The 18,579-nt window shown below is 56.6% G+C and carries 16 protein-coding genes; 12 read left to right on the forward strand and 4 right to left on the reverse strand.

Annotated features, from left to right (window positions below; genetic code table 11):
* The 8 genes from PAT9B_RS23005 (at position 1) to PAT9B_RS23040 (ending at position 8,189) form a co-directional block, all read left to right on the forward strand.
* A complete protein-coding gene (locus PAT9B_RS23005; RefSeq protein ID WP_013511689.1) occupies positions 1 to 942 on the forward strand; it encodes an ABC transporter permease in 942 nt (313 codons plus the stop codon).
* Complete coding sequence (locus PAT9B_RS23010) at positions 942 to 1,799, forward strand: ABC transporter permease (RefSeq protein ID WP_013511690.1); 858 nt, start codon at positions 942 to 944, stop codon at positions 1,797 to 1,799. The genes PAT9B_RS23005 and PAT9B_RS23010 overlap by 1 nt, the downstream gene beginning before the upstream one ends.
* Positions 1,796 to 3,406, forward strand: a complete 1,611-nt coding sequence (locus PAT9B_RS23015; protein ID WP_013511691.1) for an ABC transporter ATP-binding protein — start codon at positions 1,796 to 1,798, stop codon at positions 3,404 to 3,406. Before PAT9B_RS23010 ends, PAT9B_RS23015 begins: the two co-directional genes overlap by 4 nt.
* Entirely contained in the window at positions 3,403 to 4,398 is a 996-nt protein-coding gene (locus PAT9B_RS23020; RefSeq protein ID WP_013511692.1) for a putative FMN-dependent luciferase-like monooxygenase, read from the forward strand. The genes PAT9B_RS23015 and PAT9B_RS23020 overlap by 4 nt, the downstream gene beginning before the upstream one ends.
* Before the next feature lie 12 nt (positions 4,399 to 4,410).
* Complete coding sequence (locus PAT9B_RS23025; RefSeq protein ID WP_013511693.1) at positions 4,411 to 5,514, forward strand: alkylhydroperoxidase domain protein; 1,104 nt, start codon at positions 4,411 to 4,413, stop codon at positions 5,512 to 5,514.
* Between the two features lie 2 nt (positions 5,515 to 5,516).
* The gene (locus tag PAT9B_RS23030; protein WP_013511694.1) at positions 5,517 to 6,668 is read left to right on the forward strand and encodes an amidohydrolase; all 1,152 of its coding nucleotides are present in this window, start codon (positions 5,517 to 5,519) and stop codon (positions 6,666 to 6,668) included.
* Between the two features lie 23 nt (positions 6,669 to 6,691).
* Positions 6,692 to 7,540 carry a VOC family protein gene (locus PAT9B_RS23035; protein WP_013511695.1) on the forward strand — a complete coding sequence of 283 codons (849 nt, stop codon included), beginning with the start codon at positions 6,692 to 6,694 and terminating at the stop codon, positions 7,538 to 7,540.
* Between the two features lie 130 nt (positions 7,541 to 7,670).
* Complete coding sequence (locus PAT9B_RS23040; RefSeq protein WP_041526114.1) at positions 7,671 to 8,189, forward strand: polyketide cyclase; 519 nt, start codon at positions 7,671 to 7,673, stop codon at positions 8,187 to 8,189.
* A gap of 84 nt (positions 8,190 to 8,273) precedes the next feature.
* Here PAT9B_RS23040 and fhuE read toward each other — a convergent pair whose 3' ends face one another.
* Both fhuE and PAT9B_RS23050 read right to left on the reverse strand, forming a co-directional pair.
* The gene (fhuE, locus tag PAT9B_RS23045; RefSeq protein ID WP_013511697.1) at positions 8,274 to 10,469 is read right to left on the reverse strand and encodes a ferric-rhodotorulic acid/ferric-coprogen receptor FhuE; all 2,196 of its coding nucleotides are present in this window, start codon (positions 10,467 to 10,469) and stop codon (positions 8,274 to 8,276) included.
* 352 nt (positions 10,470 to 10,821) lie between these two features.
* Entirely contained in the window at positions 10,822 to 11,709 is an 888-nt protein-coding gene (locus PAT9B_RS23050) for a LysR family transcriptional regulator (RefSeq protein ID WP_013511698.1), read from the reverse strand.
* A 125-nt stretch (positions 11,710 to 11,834) separates the two neighbouring features.
* Here PAT9B_RS23050 and PAT9B_RS23055 point away from each other — a divergent pair, with 125 nt between their 5' ends.
* The 4 genes from PAT9B_RS23055 (at position 11,835) to PAT9B_RS23070 (ending at position 15,952) form a co-directional block, all read left to right on the forward strand.
* Positions 11,835 to 12,965 carry an L-dopachrome tautomerase-related protein gene (locus tag PAT9B_RS23055; RefSeq protein ID WP_013511699.1) on the forward strand — a complete coding sequence of 377 codons (1,131 nt, stop codon included), beginning with the start codon at positions 11,835 to 11,837 and terminating at the stop codon, positions 12,963 to 12,965.
* 274 nt (positions 12,966 to 13,239) lie between these two features.
* Positions 13,240 to 14,535: a CitMHS family transporter gene (locus PAT9B_RS23060; RefSeq protein ID WP_013511700.1), complete on the forward strand. Its 1,296-nt coding sequence runs from the start codon at positions 13,240 to 13,242 to the stop codon at positions 14,533 to 14,535.
* Positions 14,536 to 14,699: 164 nt separating this feature from the next.
* Complete coding sequence (locus PAT9B_RS23065) at positions 14,700 to 15,101, forward strand: H-NS family nucleoid-associated regulatory protein (RefSeq protein ID WP_013511701.1); 402 nt, start codon at positions 14,700 to 14,702, stop codon at positions 15,099 to 15,101.
* Positions 15,102 to 15,274: 173 nt separating this feature from the next.
* Positions 15,275 to 15,952, forward strand: a complete 678-nt coding sequence (locus tag PAT9B_RS23070) for a type 1 glutamine amidotransferase domain-containing protein (protein ID WP_013511702.1) — start codon at positions 15,275 to 15,277, stop codon at positions 15,950 to 15,952.
* Between the two features lie 90 nt (positions 15,953 to 16,042).
* Here the strand turns inward: PAT9B_RS23070 and PAT9B_RS23075 are convergent, their stop codons facing one another.
* Together PAT9B_RS23075 and PAT9B_RS23080 are read right to left on the reverse strand one after the other, a co-directional pair.
* Positions 16,043 to 17,242: an aminotransferase class I/II-fold pyridoxal phosphate-dependent enzyme gene (locus PAT9B_RS23075; protein WP_013511703.1), complete on the reverse strand. Its 1,200-nt coding sequence runs from the start codon at positions 17,240 to 17,242 to the stop codon at positions 16,043 to 16,045.
* Between the two features lie 16 nt (positions 17,243 to 17,258).
* On the reverse strand, positions 17,259 to 18,560 hold the full coding sequence (locus tag PAT9B_RS23080) for an LLM class flavin-dependent oxidoreductase (RefSeq protein WP_013511704.1): 1,302 nt from the start codon (positions 18,558 to 18,560) through the stop codon (positions 17,259 to 17,261).
* Positions 18,561 to 18,579 lie beyond the last annotated feature (19 nt).

The following is an 18,579-nucleotide window of genomic DNA, read 5'->3' on the forward strand; positions in this document are numbered from 1 at the left end:
ATGCGACACTCTCTGCTGCACAGGTTGGGGCAAGGTCTGCTGGTGCTATGGGCGGCGTTTACCTTGTCATTCTTTCTGCTCCAGGTACTGCCGGGCGATGCGATTCTGATTAAGTTTCAGAACCCGGACCTCGGCCTCAGCCCGGCGCAAATTGCCGACATGCGCCTGGCATACGGGGCCGACAGCCCAATCTGGCAGCAGTACCTACATACCCTGCTGGCGATGTTGCGCGGTGATTTCGGCTATTCGGTGCAGGCAGGCGTGCCGGTCAGCGAGTTAATCGCCAGCAACCTGCCCGCCACCCTAAGCCTGGCACTGCCAGGTTTTCTGCTGGCGGCGCTGCTGGCGTTTGCGCTGGCGGCGTTATCACGCCTGCCGGGTTTGCGTGTATTGCGCGCTTTCTTGCAGTCGGTCCCGGCACTGTTTATTTCGTTACCGACCTTCTGGCTCGGTATCGCCCTGATTCAGGTGTTCTCGTTTCAACTGCGCTGGATTCCGGTGATCAATCCCTCGCCCCTTCAGGGTTTGATTCTGCCAGTGCTCACCGTGGCGATCCCGATTTCTGCGCCACTGGCGCAAATCCTGTTGCGCAGTATTGATGACGTCGCCACCCAGCCCTTTGTGGCGGTAGCGCGGGCCAAAGGTGCCAGCGAAAACCGGGTGTTGTGGCGTCATGTATTGCGCAACGCGCTGCTACCGGTGCTGAACGTCGCCGGTTTACTGCTGGGAGAATTGATTGCCGGGGCGCTGATCACCGAAACGGTGTTTGGCCTCAGCGGCTTGGGCCAACTGACACAACAGGCGGTCAACAATCAGGATGTGGCGGTACTCCAGGCGGTAGTGATGATCTCCGCGCTGGGGTTTGTGCTGATTAATTTGTTGGTGGATGTGCTGATGCCGCTGCTTGATCCCCGGCTACACGCCATCCCGGGAGGTCACTGATGAGTCTGGTGGATTATGCGGCGGCGCGCCGCAGCGAACGCGCGAAAAACCGACGTCCCAGGTTGCCACTGCAACCCGGATTGTGGCTGGCATGGGGGATCATGTTGCTGGCGCTGCTGGCCGCCCTCGCGCCAGGACTGTTCACCCATTTTAGCCCGACCGAAGGCATTGCCGGTGCGCAGCGCTTACCGCCGCACGCCGCCTACTGGCTCGGCACCGATCAACTCGGGCGTGACCTGTTTACCCGTATCGTGTATGGCGCGTCACAATCGCTGGCGGCCGCCGTCGCCGCTGTGGCGATGGGGTTGATTGGCGGCACCACCTTGGGCGTGATTGCCGGTGCGGTCGGGCAACGTACCGAAAACCTGCTGATGCGCCTGGTGGATGTGTTGCTGTCCATCCCTTCCCTGCTGCTTTCACTCAGCATCCTGATTTTATTGGGATTTGGCACAGTTCATGCGGCGTTGGCGGTGGGCATTGCGTCGATTGCCAGTTTTGCCCGCCTGGCACGCGGTGAGGTGGTGCGTATCCGGCGCAGTGAATATGTCGAAGCCGCTTACGGCAGCGGCGGTAACTTCTGGCACGTGCTGTGGCGGCATATTTTACCGAATTCATTAACGGCGGTGATCGCCTTTGCCGCGTTGCAATTTGGTCAGGCAATTCTGGCGCTCTCCACCCTGAGTTTTCTCGGTTACGGCACCCCGCCACCCACTCCGGAGTGGGGACTGTTAATCGCGGAGGGCCGCAACTACCTCGCCACCGCCTGGTGGCTAACCCTCTTTCCCGGCATCGTGGTGGTGGCAGTGGTGCTGGCTGCCAACCGCATCAGTCAACAGTTGGCCGGAGGTACCAAATGAGCGCGTTACTGGCAATTGAAAACCTCACCCTCAGCTATCGCCAACAGGGCGCATGGCATCCGGTGGTGCACAACGTCAGCTTTAACTTACAGGCAGGCGAAATGGTGGCGCTGGTCGGCGAATCCGGTTCCGGTAAAACCACCACGGCACAGGCAATTATTGGCCTGCTGGCGGAGAATGGTCGCCGCGATCACGGGAGAATCCTGTTGAACGGCACCGATATCAGCGACTGGTCAGCGAAACGGTTGGATAGCCTGCGCGGCGTGCGCATCAGCCTCGTTCCTCAGGACCCCGGCAACTCCCTCAATCCGGTGAAAACCATCGGTGAACAGGTGGGCGAAATGCTGCAACTGCATCTGCGTATCAGCCGGAAAGAGCGGCAGCAGCGGGTGATTGAGTTACTGACCCGCGTGGGTCTCAGCCATCCCGAACAGCGCGTGGCCCAGTATCCGCATCAACTCTCCGGCGGGATGAAGCAACGCGTGCTGATCGCCATTGCCCTCGCCTTGCGTCCGCAAATCATCATCGCCGATGAACCGACCAGTGCGCTGGATGTCACGGTGCAGAAACGCATTCTGGACCTGTTGGATGTGTTGCGACGTGAATCCGGCACCGCTGTGTTGTTCGTCACTCACGATCTGGCGTTGGCCGCTGAACGGGCGGATCGCTTGCTGGTGTTTCGACACGGTGAAATTCAGGAACAGGGTGACACCGCACGGGTAATCCATGCCCCACAACATCCCTATACCCGCCAACTCTTGCAGGATGCGGCGCTAACGACCCTGGCACCGGTCCCCCATCCTGGCGCGGCGTTTTCTACCCCAGCCATTCAACTTTCCGCCATTGGTAAACAATTTCGGCTGGGGCGACAACAACAACTTCAGGCCCTGCGCGAGGTCAGTGTCAGCGTGCCACGCGGTACGACTCACGCGTTGGTGGGCGAATCCGGCTCCGGTAAAACCACCCTGGCCCGCATTCTTTTGGGTTTTGAACACGCCGACAGCGGCCGCGTGGTGATTGATGGCATTGACGCCAGCGGCCTGAGCGGTGAAGCACGCCGCCAGCTGCGCCGCAAAATTCAGTTTGTTTATCAGAACCCTTACGCCTCGCTCGATCCGCGTCAGACGTTGTTTGCCATTATTGAAGAACCACTGCGCAATTTCGAACGCTTGAGCAGTGACGAACGCCGTCAGCGGGTTACCGCCGTAGCGCAACGCGTAGCGCTCCCGTTGGAGCTGCTGACGCGTAAAGCGCGCGAATTGTCTGGAGGACAACGTCAGCGGGTGGCGATCGCCCGCGCGCTGATCCTCGAACCGGCGATTCTGGTGCTGGATGAAGCCACCTCCGCGCTGGATGTCACGGTGCAGGCGCAGATATTACAGTTGCTGCAACAGCTGCAACGCGATCTTGGCCTGACCTATCTGTTTATTACCCACGATCTCGCCACGGTGCGACGACTGGCACACAGCGTCACGGTGTTACGCGCCGGAGAAGTGGTGGAGCAGAGTGACGTTGTCACATTATTTGCGACCCCACAACATCCCTACACCCGGTCATTGATCGAGGCGATTCCCGCTTTCCGTCCGCTGATTAAGGAGTCTGCATGACGCGTAAACGCATTGGTTTTTTCACCCGTTTGCTGGATGAAGGCAGCGCCCAACAACGCTACCGGCTGGCGACCGAACAGATTCAACACGCCGAACGTTGCGGCTTTGACAGCGCCTGGATCGCGCAACACCATTTTCATGAGCACGAAGGCGGCCTGCCTTCACCGCTGGTGTTTCTCGCCCATGTGGCGGCGCATACCCGTACCATCCGCCTCGGCACCGGCATCATCACCCTGGCGCTGGAAAACGCGCTGCGCGTGGCGGAAGACGCCGCAGTGCTGGATTTACTCAGTAACGGACGGCTGGAAGTCGGCTTTGGTTCCGGTGGCACCCCGACCTCGTTTCTGCCCTTTGGCCTGACGATTGAACAGCGTGCGCCCTTTTTTGCCGAGCAGTTACATAGCGTGCTGAGCGCCTGGCGCGGCGACAGCCTGGCGCATCCGGATAACCATCTTTATCCGCCCGCCAGCTCGCTGCCACAGCGGGTGTGGATCGCCACTTTTTCAGTGGAAGGCGCTGCACGGGCCGGTCAGGCGGGCCATGGCCTGATGTTATCGCGTACCCAACCTCGTCCCGAGACCCAGCCTGATTTGCCGCTCGATGCGCTGCAAAATCCGATGATCGATGCCTATCTGGCGGCGCTGCCAGCCGGGGTTGCACCACGCATTCTGGCTTCCCGCACCGCCTTTGTCGCGGACTCCAATGGCTATGCCCGACGGCTGGCGGAAACCGGCCTGCAACGTCAGGCCGACCAGTTCCGCGCCAGTGGACACGCCGTGCGCGGCGATTCGCTCGATGATCATATCCGCCAGTTTGACGCCCATCTCGGCGATGTCGATACGGTGCGGGCTTCACTGGCGCAGGACAGCGTGCTGGCGCGCGCCACCGATATCACCTTCCAGGTGCATTCGATTGATCCGCCCCACGCCGACATTTTGCGTTCGATTGAACTGCTTGCCGAGCATATCGCGCCATCGCTGCGCAACGCATAACAGGAGAAAAACATGTCTCAAACGATTGATTTGCTGGCAGCGCTGGCCGATATCGATCCGGCCTCGCAACTGGCGCAGGCACGTGCCCTGCGTGATGCTGCCACCCGCCATACGCAGGGCAGCTATGACGTCCTGTTCGGCCAGGATGATGACGATTTCCCGCTTGCCGCACGCTTTGCGCTGGCAGCACAGGTCGCCGCCTGGCAGGGTGAGGTGGGTTTGCAGGCGCATTATCAACAGCAGGCACCGGGAGCACAGCACAGCGCGCGAGATGATGCGGCCCGAGCCTTCGCTGAACGCCTGAGTTTTCACCCTGTCGAGGCGACTCCCCAGCATATTGCCAACCTGCAAAGCGCGGGCTGGACGCCACGTGGCATCGTCACGCTGGCGCAGTTGGTTGCCTTTGTCAGCTTCCAGAGTCGGTTACTGGCCGGTTTGCGTTTACTTAACGGGGAAAGTTTAAGTTCGGTACAGCATGCAGTAGCCGGTACCTGGCACAATGCCCCACGCACCCATAGCGGCCAAACCGCGCTCACCGCGTTTACTCAACAGGAACTGGGCTGGGAACCCTGGCTGGCGGCGAAACCGTTGAGCGAATTTTCCACCGAGGAGAAAGCCACGCTGGCGCGTTTTGGTCACAGTGATTCTGACTACTTCCGCCTGCTGGGCCGCAACCTGCCGCTGCTGGAGCAACGTACCCTGGCCGATAAAGGTATCTTTTATACCTCCGGCGGTTTAGCTCGTGCGGAGCGCGAACTGGCCGCCACGGTGGTGAGTAAGGTCAATGGCTGCATCTACTGCGCCTCGGTACACGCACGCAAAGCCAGCCAGCTGTCGAAAGACGATGCCGCAGTGCAGAGGCTGTTGAACGTATCGCCGGGAGCCGAGTTATCCCACGGTCAGTCACCGCGCTGGCAGGCGATTATTGATTTTAGCGCCGCCTTGTCCGTCACCCCAGCCAGCGCCAGCCAGGCACAGCTACAGGCGCTCCGCGCGCAGGGGCTGGATACCTTGCAATTGCTGGATCTGGTGCAATCTACCGCCTTCTTCGCCTGGGCTAACCGCCTGATGCTCACCCTTGGCGAACCCTTCCTGCCTGCTGACGCCAAAGGATAACCATGACGACCCTCTCGACTGAACAACTGATTGCCTGGCGACGCGAGCTGCATCAGCACCCTGAATTATCCAATCAGGAACACGCCACCACCGCGCGCATTACCCGCTGGCTGCAACAGGCGGAGATTCGCCTGCTGCCTTTAGCGCTGACCACCGGGGTGGTGGCGGAGATTGGCCAGGGCGATGCGGTGATTGCGCTGCGTGCGGATATTGATGCCCTGCCGATTGAGGAATCGACCAACCAACCGTGGCAATCACAGCAGCCTGGTGTGATGCATGCCTGCGGTCACGATCTGCACAGCAGCGTGATGCTTGGCGTGGCCCATCAGCTCAAACGGATTGAAGACCAGTTACCGGGCCGGGTACGCATCCTGTTCCAACCCGCTGAGGAGACCTTTAACGGTGCGCAGCAACTGATTGATGCCGGTGCGCTGGAGGAGGTGCAGGCGATTTTTGGTTTACACAATGCCCCGGATTTGCCGGTCGGGGCGTTTCGGACCCGTGGCGGCGCGATGTATGCCAATGTCGATCGTTTTCAGATCAATATCAGTGGCAAAGGCGCACATGCCGCGCGCCCGCACGAAGGCATTGATGCCATCGTGATCGCCAGTCATATCGTCACGGCGCTGCAACATCTGCCCAGTCGGGCATTTAGCGCGCTGGACGCCGTGGTGCTGAGCGTAACGCGTTTTACCGCAGGCAACAGTTGGAATGTATTGCCGCATCAGGTGGAACTGGAGGGCACGGTGCGCACCCATGACGCAGCCATCCGTGCCGCGATACCGCATAAAATCCGCACCCTGATTGCCGGGATTGCCGCGGGTTTTGCTGGTGATGCCGAGTTGGAGTGGCAGCCGGGACCGCCTTCGCTGATAAATACCCCAGCATGGGCCGATGTGGCGTTGCAGCTGGCGCAGCAGCAAGGTTATGACATCCATAGCAGCACCCCGCAAATGGGCGGCGAGGATTTTGCCTTCTATCTGCATCAGGTACCAGGCGCATTTGTCAGCATTGGCAGCGCCAGCGCACAGGGATTGCATCATCCCGCCTTCGACCCGGATGAAGCCATGCTCGAACCGGCGGTGCAATACTTTACCGCCCTGGCGCAACGCGCGTTAGCTGAGGTGCAGCAAGCACAGGAACTGGCCTCGTGACAGTGAGAACAAGGAGAAAACCGATGGCAATAACCGTTCCGCTGCCACGTCTCGATCACGTGGTGATCAACGTGGCGGATCAACTCGATGCGGCCAGCACGCTGTTCCAGCGACTGGGTTTTCAACTGACCGAACGCGGTCACCACTCGCTCGGTTCCAGCAACCATCTGGCGGTGTTTGAAGAGAACTATCTGGAATTGCTGGGCTATGAAACGGCGCGCGGCAATGTGCGGCAGGATCTCTGGCAGTCACCGCCGGGATTAAGCGGACTGGTGTGGAAAAGTGAGGACGCCGACGCCGTCTGGCGTTACCTGGAGAGCCAGGATATCGACGGCGATCCACCCGCCAGTTTTTATCGTCCAGTGACGTTGCCGGACGGTTCACAACAACAGGCCCGTTTCCGCACCGTTCGTCTGCGCCGCGATCTGGTACCGAATGGCCGCAGCTTTTTTTGTCAGCACGAAACACCGCAGGCGGTATGGCAACCGGCATGGCAGCAGCACCCGAATGGGGTTAATAACATTGTCGAGTTCGTGGTGGTGGCACAGGACCCGGCAGCGGCGGCGCTGGTTTACAGCCGCCTGTTTGGTGCCGGACGCCTGGTAGCCTGCCAGGAAGGGGCTTTTGTGCTGAAAGCGGGTGCGGCGACCGTGCGCTTTGCCGCCGCAGAGTATGCGGTGAAGCGGTTCAACAGCCTGCCTGCGGATTATGATGGCAGCGCACGGATGGCGGCGTTAAGCCTGCACACCACCGACCTGAGCAAAGTGAAGGCCTGTTTGCTGCTGGGAGACATCCCCTTTAGCGAGACGGAGAACGCAGTGATTGTGGCGGCAGAACAGGCGTTTGGTGTCGCATTGCGCTTTCAGCAATGATATCCAGCCACTGGCGCGGCTCAAAAATAACGAGCGGCGATATCTAATATCATAACTATCAATTTCACTTATATGAAAAACAGGCTCATGCTAATCCCATCAAAACGAATGAGAGGTGATTACCATGAAAATGAATGCCATCGTATGGCCGGAAGGCTTTATCCCAGGTTTTACCGATAACTACTGTTCCAATGAAGTGATTGTTGCGGGTCTGACTGCGGCAGACATTTGGCCGCTGCTGGCAACCCCGGCGCTGTGGCCGACCTACTACCAGAACTCTGCCAATGCGCGTTTCTACGATAATAAAGGGCCGGTGCTGGCACAGGATGCTCGTTTCTATTTTGAAACCTTCGGTTTTCCGGTCGAAGCCCGCGTTACCGAGTACGTTGCGCCGTCAGCCGGTGAAGCCGGACGTGTCGCATGGCACGGCTGGGCAGGTGAAGAAGGTGCCGCAGATCGCCTGGATGTGCTGCATGCCTGGTTGGTGGAGGATTTGTCTGATAACCGGGTGCGCATCCTGACCCAGGAAACGCAGAACGGTAATCCGGCGAAAGAGCTGGCGAAAGCTCAGCCTAACCCGATGATCAATGGTCATCAGGACTGGCTGGATGGGCTGGTGGCCGCCGCCAGAGCGAAAAAAGGTCAGTAATATCAATTCGTAGCGGCGCGATAAATCGCGCCGCTACAGAATGTACCTTAACTAAACAGCATGACGCCGAAGAGGCGTTTTTTATCAGAAACGGTAGGTCGCGCTAACCGAGAAGTTGCGCGGTTCGCCATAGACGATGCCGCCGCTGCCCACGTTCGTGTCGTATTCTTTATCAAACAGGTTATTCAGGTTGGCCTGTAACGTAACGTTTTTGGTGACGTCATAACGGGCAAACAGATCAACCAGCGTATAGCTACCCTGGCTGGCACGCCAGGTGCCATTACCGTCAGGTCCACTCACAGCGCCCCAGGTTTTTGATTGCCAGGTCGCACCACCGCCCAGTGTTAACGCATCCAGTTGTGGCACGCGATAACTGGTGAACAGGTTGAATGAGGTGCGTGGCAGTTGTGAATTGTAGGCGTCACCATTACGATCTTCTGCCAGATAGGTGGTGCCACCAAAGGTCATCTGCCAGTTATCGGTCAACGCGCCGTTAACCTCAAACTCCACCCCTTTACTCACAACGCCATTCTTGCCTTCATAAATGGTATTGCCCGTGCTCGGATTCACCTGGCCCGTGCTCACACCAACGTTATCCAGTTCAGAACGGAAGACGGAGAGCGTGGTGGTCAGGCGGCTGTTATACCAGTCCGACTTCACCCCCGCTTCGTAGTTTTTGCCAATCACCGGAGAGAGGAACGCACCAGAAGCATCCTGATAATCCTGTGGCTGGAATACCGAAGTGTAACTGGCGTAGGCCGACCAGTTTTCGGAGATATCGTAAATCACGCCACCATAAGGGGTGATGTTGTTTTTCTCCATCTCACCACTCATGGTTTGGCGGTTCCAGTTGGTGTAGCGGGCACCGAGGATCACATGCAGCGGATCGGCCAGAGAGATGCGCGTCGCCAGGTAGGTCGATTTCTGACGCACCAGTTGGCTGTCGCTGGACTCCGTGCGCGGGTTCCAGTCCGTTTCCGGATATTGACCGTTGTAATCGCTGTAGTCGCCCAGCTGAGTCGGGGAGATATTGTCCCAGGCGCTGTAGTACTTGTTGTCCTGCCGGCTGTAGCTCACACCCAGCATCAGCTCATGCTGGCGACCAAAGAGTTCATACGGGCCACTGGCAAAAGCGTCCACGGCATCAACTTTGCGCTTGCCGGTGTTGTAGCCTGTACCGCCAATAACCGGATAGTTGGCATAGGGCGAGGTACCGATACCGGTGGTTTTATCGAAATAGCCATCGATATACAGCATCTTACTGTCGAGGAACATCTCGTTGTGAGTGCCATTCAGCGTGAAGTTCCAGCCGTTGTCGAAGTTTTGCTGCAAATTAACAAAGACTTTTTTGTTCTCTTTGTCGTTGTAGGCCCAATCCGGTGCGGTGTTGTAACCACGACGGGTATGGATCTGCGTACCATCGGTGTACCAGCGTGGCGCACCACTCCACATCGGCGCATCGGTGTTAACCTGGCTGAACTCATAACCGACAGAGAGTTTAGTAGAATCAGTCAGGTCGGCATCAACCACGGCATAGACAAACTGTTTCTGGTTATTGTAACGCTCGATAAAGCTATCGCGATCCTGGTATCCCGCCACCACGCGACCCCGTACACGACCATCTTCACTCAGCGGTGTGGAGAGATCGGCAACATAGCGCTGCTTGTTCCAGCTGCCATAGCTGGCTTCGAGGCTACCGGTAAATTCTTTACTGTCGGCGTGTTTGCGCACCATATTGATTGAGGCAGACGGGTTACCCGGACCGGTCAGCAGACCCGTTGCGCCGCGCACCACTTCCACGCGCTCGTACAACGCCATGTCAGTCTGCACATCGCCGAGGTTCCAGCGTGAGGCAAACGCGGTAGGAATACCGTCGATCATGTAGTTATCAATCAGGAATCCACGCGAATAGAACAGCGGACGATCCATATCCTGGCTGACACTTTTAATGCCGGTGGTATTCTTCAGCACATCATTCAAGGTTTGCAGCTGCTGATCTTCCATACGCTGCTTGCTGATAATGCTGACAGATTGCGGAATATCACGCGCGGTCAGGGCCATTTTGGTGCCAGCACGGGTGACCGGCACGCTGTAATCTTGTGCCGCCTGCTCCTGCTGAGTAGCGCTGGTACTGGCATCGACGGTCAACGTTTGTTCTTTATTGGCCGTATCAGCCGCATGGGCAATCCCGGAGGCAACCCACATCGCCAGCATTGAGAGACGCAGCACGCGCTGCGGAGCCCGGGCGTGTTCCCTGACGCGCTTCACTTCGAAAGACATAATATTCCTCAATTTTTTTGTTATTTAATGACGACATGCCCGCTGACGTCTGCTGGCGTCCCGCCACAAATACCTGTTGAAGAATAAAAGTCAGGAAGAAAGTCGAGCCTGACTGTGCCGTCCCGGCACGTACAGTGCGACAGTAAAGATGTCGTTAAGAAAGCAAATGAGAAATATACGCATTAAGATTTCTATTGCAAGTAATTGTTACCGCATACGTAGATTTTTATCGCGAGAAATTACTTATTCTTCAAGGGGTAATGAACGACAAGCGTTGAGGAAGGTAATTATCACCTAAGGAGATAGTCGTGGCGGCGCAATCCATTGCACCGCCATGCAACATATATTGAGATCACCAGTGCCAGCGTTTTTCCGCTAAATCAACCAGTAAACGTGAAGCGGGTGAAAGCTCGCTTAAGGAACGGAACTGCCAGCCAAAGGTGCGCGGCATCGTGACCAGTGGCAAGGGAATTTCCACCAGCGAGGCCTCATCACCCTCGCCCTTCAGCAAACGCCGCGAGAGAAAACTTAACAGTTGCGTACTGGCAATCACCTGACGCAGCGGCGACAAGGTATTACTTTCCATCTGTACGCGCGGTACTGCATAGCCGCCACTGCGCAGCCGTTGTTCCAGCCACTGACGCGTCGCCACCTGGGCAGAAGGCAGCAACCAGTGGTATTGATCAAGTTGTTCCGGGGTGGGATGGATATTTGCCAGCGGATGCCGTTTGCTGGCAGCAATCACCACCGGATCATCTATCAGCGGGCGGGTAATAAATTCACTGTTGCCATCCGGCAGAAAACCGAGGATCAAATCGATCTTGTTTTCGCGCAGCATTTTTTGCAGTAAGTCATTCATCCCCACCGTCACTTCCAGCCGTGCCGTCGGCGCTTTATGCAACAGGTCACGGCTCAACATCGGCAGCATAAACTCTGCCGCCGTGGCAGCCACGCCGAGACGGATCACCCCCGCCGTGCCTGCGCCGAGCGCCTGCAAATCCTGGCGCGTCACCTGCATCATGTGCACGACTTTTTGAGCACGTTCACAAAGTAGCAGTCCCGCTTCCGTCAGTTGCATCCCGCGCCCGACCTTCAAAATCAGCCGGGTGGCGTAGAACTTTTCCAGGCGCTGCAAACATTTGGTCAGCGCAGGCTGAGTGATACCAAGGGATTGCGCCGCTTTACCCAGATGCCCGGTCTCTTTCACCGCCAGCAGATAATGCAGATCTTTCAGCTCCATTCATTCCCACCAGGAATTAATTGATAAAAATCAGAGAATATAATTTATCACTACAGGCTGCCAGGATGGAAAGACATTAACAACAGAGCAACAAATAACCTGCAATGTCTGGAAGGGAGAAAAGGATGAAGCATTCGCTGAAAGCGCTGGTCGCCGCGCTGACCGTCACTGTCGCTGTACCGGTACTGGCCGAGGATATTTTGCCGGTTACGCTGCCGACGCAGCAAGATAGCCGTCTGCAACAGGTGACCACCTCACCGAGAGTGTGGAACGGCATCACCGTCAGTCACGATGGTCGCATTTTTGCCTCATTGACCCAATCTGAGGGGAGCGGTTTACAACTGGCAGAAGTGGTGAACGGTCAGCTTAAGGCTTATCCCGATGCCAGCTGGAATCAGTGGCAAAGTACCGACCCGGAGCATCATTTTTATCACGTTAACGCCCTGCGGATGGGACCGGATGGCGATCTCTGGGTGATGGATGCAGGCAACAAGGGAATTGGCACCGGCGATCATGCGGTGGCTGGGGCGGCCAAACTGGTACGCATCAATCTGCAAAGCGGGAAAGTGGTTGGCAGCTACGTGTTTAAAGCCCCGGTACTGAAAGCCACCAGCTATCTGGATGATGTGCGCTTCAATGGTGACTTCGCCTATCTGACCGACCCCGGTGCGGTGGGGTTGGTGGTTTTAAATATGAAAAACGGCAAAAGCTGGCGCGTGCTGGATGATCATCCGCTCTCGATTGATCATCAACCGATTTATGCCGATGGCAAAAAACTGTTCCTGCGCGATGGCCGGGAAAAGCGTGTTGGCCTGGATCAGCTGGAAGTCTCCCCTGACGGCAAATGGCTCTATTACCAGGCCATTCCCGGCCCGCTGGCGCGCATAGAAACCCGCTATCTGGACGATGAGAAACTTTCACCGGCTGAGGTAGCGAAACACGCCAGCAAAGTACGTGACACCTGGAGTACCGGTGGAACGGCGATTGACGCGGCGGGCAACATCTATGCCTCAGATATCAATACCCGTAGCATCAAACGCATTGCGCCTGATGGGACGGTCACCACGGTGATTCAGGACCCGCGCCTGGTGTGGATCGATGCGATGTGGATTTCTAAAGGGGCATTGTGGATGCCTTCGGCACAAATCAATCGCACCCCAGCGACCACCGGCGGGAAACCCTCAACCGTAGAATATCCGGTAAAACTTTATCGTCTGGCGTTGCCGATTGCGCCTTCACCCCGCGACCACGGTTAATGTATGCGCCCGGCTCAACCGGTCGGGCGTAGTTTATTTCTTATCGATATGATTGAGGAGCGTAAATAACACCACAATAAATCATAACCAGCAGCGATTTTAATTTTATTAAAAATAAGAAGTTGCACGCATTTTTTCCATAAATGCATCTTGCTCTCCTCAAAAAGATCTCTGGATAATAGCGTCCACATGATGAGGGAAAAAGAGTGTAACTGAACAATAAATAGTCGTTTGTTTTTATTTATATCTAAACCCTCTGAACAGGACACCTGCCATGCTGCTAATCCTCAGTGTGCTTATGATCGGCTGTTTTATCGGCTTATTAATGAGCAAAAAACTCTCTGCCTTGACGGCATTGATTATTATCCCAACACTTTTTGCACTGTTCTCCGGTCACGGTGCGGAAATGGGCAGCATGGTGATTAAAGGATTACGCACCGTCGCACCCACTGGCGTGATGTTGATTTTCGCCATGCTTTATTTTATGAGCGTGACTGATGCCGGAATGTTTGATCCGATTATTAAACGCATTGTTTCTGCCGTCGATGGCGATCCGGTCAAAATATTTATCGGTACTGCCCTGCTGGGATTTATTGTCGCGCTGGATGGTGACGGCGCAACAGTATATATGATTGTGCTTTCTGCCTTTATGCCGATATATGAACGCGTTGGTTTATCGAAGCTCAGCGTGGCTTGCCTGTTATTACAATGTACCGGGTTGGGTAATATGTTCCCCTGGGGCGGTCCTACGGCGCGCGCCGCCACGGCGGTACATGCCGATGTTGCCACCCTGTTTGTGCCGATGCTGCTGCCGTTGTTGGCCTGCGTTGTCTGGACCTTTGTGCTGGCATGGCTGCTGGGACGTAGCGAGCGCAAACGTCTCGGTTTCCAGCGCGGCACCCCGGCAACGCTGGGGGGATTACAGTTCGAAGAGAAACCTTGTGTGGCCTGGCGTTTCTGGTTTAACTGGGCGCTGACCATTGCATTAATGACCTTGTTGGTGCTGGATGTCGTGCCGATGGCGTATCTGTTTATGTTGGCGACGGCGATCATGTTTGTCGCTAACTATCCGCAGCTCAGCCAGCAGCAGGAACAAATTGCACGCCATGCCCCGGCGATTCTCGCCGTCGCCGGATTGATCTTCGCCGCCGCAGTGTTTACCGGCATCTTCTCTGAAACCGGGATGGCCGATAGCCTGGCAACCGCCATTGTGAATATGATCCCGCCCGCGCTTGGCCCTTATCTGGCGGTCATTACGGCGGTGCTCAGCATACCGGTCACCTGGATGGTCTCCAACGATGTCTTTTATTTTGGCATGTTGCCGGTGTTGGTCCAGGCCGCGGGGCATTATGGTATCGCACCGATTGAAATGGCACGTGCGGCACTGGTGGGGCAACCTGTACATATTCTCAGCCCGTTGGTTGCATCGACCTATTTATTGATCGGCATGTTGAAACTGGATTATGCGCAGGCTCAACGCTTTACATTACGCTGGTCATTTATAACCTGCCTGGTGTTATTGCTGGTTGCGTTGATTACCGGGTGTTTCCCGTTTTATCGTGATGCTTAAAATATCCGCGCTTTAGTGTACGGGATATCAGGTTATAGCTCACCCGCCTGGTGTCCCGATATTTTTCAAGACTAATCTGGCTGCGAGAGAATATTTTCTTTTGCCTTCATTTCCCGTAGAATGCCCTTTTTTGATTGAGTCATACCATTACTAAGGGTTTATTTATGAGCGATGCACTGAAGGCATTGAACAATCTTCGTACACTGCGTGCCCAGGCGCGTGATATTGAGGTTGAAGTTTTAAACGAAATGCTGGAAAAGCTCAGCGCGGTGATCGCCGAACGTCGTGAAGAAGCGGCTGCGGAAAATGCGGCTCAGCGCGAGAAAGAAGAAAAACTGGCGCTGTATAAAGAAATGCTGCTTAACGACGGTATTGATATTAATGAACTGGCGCAATTAACCCAGGGTGAAAGCAAACCTAAAGCAAAACGCGCCCAACGTCCGGCGAAATATAAGTTCACCGATGAAAACGGCGAAGAGAAATTCTGGACCGGCCAGGGTCGCACCCCTTCCCCGATCAAAAGCGCACTTGACGCTGGCGGTTCGTTGGATGATTTCCTGATCTAAGTATCCGGAAGCAGCGCCTTGCCCCTCTCATGGGCAGGGCGTCCCGCCGTAGTGGCTCTTCCCCTCTCCGTTATAAGCTGGCGTGATACCTGAAATCATTAATGGCGATAATGCTGATGTTTGTGCTTGCGTCATACTTGCAGGCCAGACGCATCAGCCGCTAAGGAGCAATCATGTCTGCTAAAAAATTACTGTTCGTCCTCACCAGCCACGACAAACTTGGCACCACCGATGGCGCAACCGGCTTCTACCTGCCTGAACTGACTCACCCGCTGGAGCAGGTGGAAAAGGCCGGTTTCAGCGTAGATTTTGCCTCAATCGCCGGAGGTAAGCCCCCGGTGTATGGCGTCGAACTGGATGATCCGGTTAACGCACATTACTGGCACGATGAGGCCTTCCAGCACAAACTGGCAGCGACACAGGTGTTGGACCAGGTGGATGCGCGCCACTATGTCGGTGTTTTGTATGTGGGCGGCCACGGCACCATGTGGGATTTCCCGGACAGCGCCGCCGTGCAGCGTGTAACCCGCGAAATCTGGCAGCAGAATGGTGTGGTGGCAGCGGTCTGCCACGGCCCTTCCGCGTTGGTAAATGTGAAATTACAGGATGGCAGCCTGCTGGTCGCCGGTAAGCACGTCAGCGCTTTCACTGACGAAGAAGAACAGATTGTCGGACTGGAAAATGTGGTGCCCTTCTTGCTGACCAGCAAATTACAACAACAGGGGGCGATCATTGATGGTGCGGCGGCCTGGCAGGATCAGGTTTCGGTCGATGGTCGGTTAGTGACCGGTCAAAACCCGCAATCAGCGGCCAGCGTCGGCAAAGCCATCGTACAGGTGTTGCAGGGTTAATCCCTATCCCGTAGCGGCGCGATTTATCGCGCAGTTCCGTGCGCGATGCTGGAAAAGACGCGCGATAAATCGCGCCGCTACTGGGGGGCGTTAAACCAACACCGCGCAGGCACGGGCAATGCGTTGCCCTGCTTCGGTGACGCTGGCAATATCCGTGGCAATCGACAGCCGGAAATACGGCGACAGCCCGTAAGCACTGCCAGCCACCCCGGACACGCCGCTTTCCAGCAGGTAGTTCAGCACATCGTCTTCGCTTGCCAGCCGTTGGCCATCCGGGCGGCGTTTCCCCAGCAGACCAGCACAACGGCAGAAAATAAAGAACGCCCCTTCCGGGTTGAGCACTTCAATCCCTGGCACCTGGCTCAGCGTGGCCATGATGGCATCACGACGTTGTTGGTACGCTTGCCGTTGCGGCGGCAGAAAATCCAGTCCGCCGTTAAACGCGGCAACCGCGGCGGCCTGGCTGATGGCGCTGGCACCAGAGCTGTTTTGCGACTGCACTACCGTCATGGCGCTGATCAATTTTTTCGGTCCGGCACCAAAGCCAATGCGCCAGCCGGTCATGGCATAGGTTTTCGACACGCCACCCACCAGCAAAATACGCGGCGCTAAATCCGGCGCAACCTGTAGCAGGCTAACGTGCTGACGACCATCAAACAGAATATGTTCATACAACTCATCCAGCATGATCAGCACATCGGGATGATCGCGTAGCACCGCCGCCAGCGCGGTTAACTCTTCCTTGCTATACACCATGCCCGAGGGGTTACCCGGATTGTTCAGCACCAGCCAACGCGTTTTGCTGTTGATCGCCGCCGCCAATTGCTGGGGTTGCAGCTTGTACTGCTGCTCCAGCGGGCACGCCAGCAACACCGGCTCACCACCATTAAACCGCACGCTGTCCGGGAAGGTTGGCCAATAGGGCACCGGCACAATAACCTCATCGCCGTCGTTGAGCGTGGCAGCAAAGGCGTTGAAGATGACCTGCTTAGCACCGTTAGCAATGGCGATCTGCTCCAGCTCATACTGCAACTGATTTTCTCGCGCCAGTTTTTGCTGTACCGCCTGGCGTAGCGGCGTGGTGCCGGGTGTCGGTGTATACCGCGTTTCACCCGCTTCCATCGCCACCACGGCGGCCTGCCGGATATGTGCTGGCGTGTCGAAATCGGGTTCCCCGGTGGTGAGGTCGAGAATATCCACGCCCTGCTCTTTGAGCTGGCGCGTCAACTGACGCGCCGCCGCATTGGCGGAGAGAGACACGGATTGCACACGCTTTGATAAGGTGACCATGCTGTTGCTCCAGTGATTACACCACGGGCAAGCCGAGGTTTTCGCGCAGGGTGGCAAATTCATATTCATCGCGGAACAGGCCGCGACGACGCAATTCCGGGATCACCTGTTCGACGAACAGGTCCAGTTGCTCTGGCATAATGGCAGGCATGATGTTGAAGCCATCCGCGCCACCCTGCTCCAGCCACAGCTGGAAATCATCGGCGATATCTTCGGCTGTGCCGACAATCACCCGGTGTCCACGCGATCCGGCAGCTACCGCAGCCAGTTCACGCAGCGTCAGGTTTTCGCGTTTCGCCATATCGGTCATCAGCTTCACGCGACTCTGGTTGCCTTCACCCAGCGGCACTTCCGGCACCGGACCATCCAGCGGATACTGGCTCAGATCCATGCTGAAACGCAGCGAAAGCTGACGCAGGCCGTTGTCGATATCCACCAGGGTATTCAGCTCTTTCCACAGCGCTTTCGCTTCTTCGCGTGTGTGGCCGACAATCGGCATCACGCCAGGCATGATCACCACATGGTCCGGGTTGCGGCCAGCAGCAATCACCTGATCTTTCTGCGAACGGTAGAAAGCCTGCGCTTCTTCGAGGCTGGCCGCCGCGGTAAAGATCACTTCAGCGGTTTCCGCCGCCAGCTTCTGACCATCGGCTGAGGAACCGGCTTCGATAATCACCGGACGCCCCTGCGGCGAGCGGGTGATGTTCAGCGGACCTTGCACCTGGAAATGCTCACCTTCGTGATTGATCGGCTGGATTTTGTCATCGATAAAATACTGGCCGGTGGCTTTATTCGGTTGTACCGCATCCTTTTCCCAGCCTTCCCATAACTTATAAGTCACTTCGAGGAATTCACGCGCCCGGGCATAACGCTCGGCGTGGTTCGGCATATCGTTGCGGCTAAAGTTACGCGCCACATCGGTCGAGAACGACGTCACCACGTTCCACGCTGCACGGCCACGGCTGATGTGATCCAGCGAGGAGAAGCTGCGCGCCATGGTAAAGGGATCGCTAAAGGTGGTTGACGCCGTCGCCGCCAGGCCGATGCGTTTGGTGTTGACCGCGAGGGCCGACAGCATGGTCAGCGGTTCGAGACGTGCCATGGTAGAAGGCAGACGGTACATGCTGGTCGCTAACGCATCGCCGACAAAAAACAGGTCAAATTTGCCTGCTTCGGCTTTTTTCGCGATGGTGATCAGCCAGTCGATATCGGTTGGATCGCCGAGTTGCTGCGTCAGACGCCAGCCGCTGACGTGTTGTCCAACCGGTTGTACAAAAAGGCCGAGTCGCAGGCGACGTGAAGATGTTGCGCTGTCCATAAAAAATGTCCTGGTCTGT

This window comes from Pantoea sp. At-9b (genome assembly GCF_000175935.2).
In the GTDB taxonomy this organism is placed as follows: Bacteria; Pseudomonadota; Gammaproteobacteria; order Enterobacterales; family Enterobacteriaceae; genus Pantoea.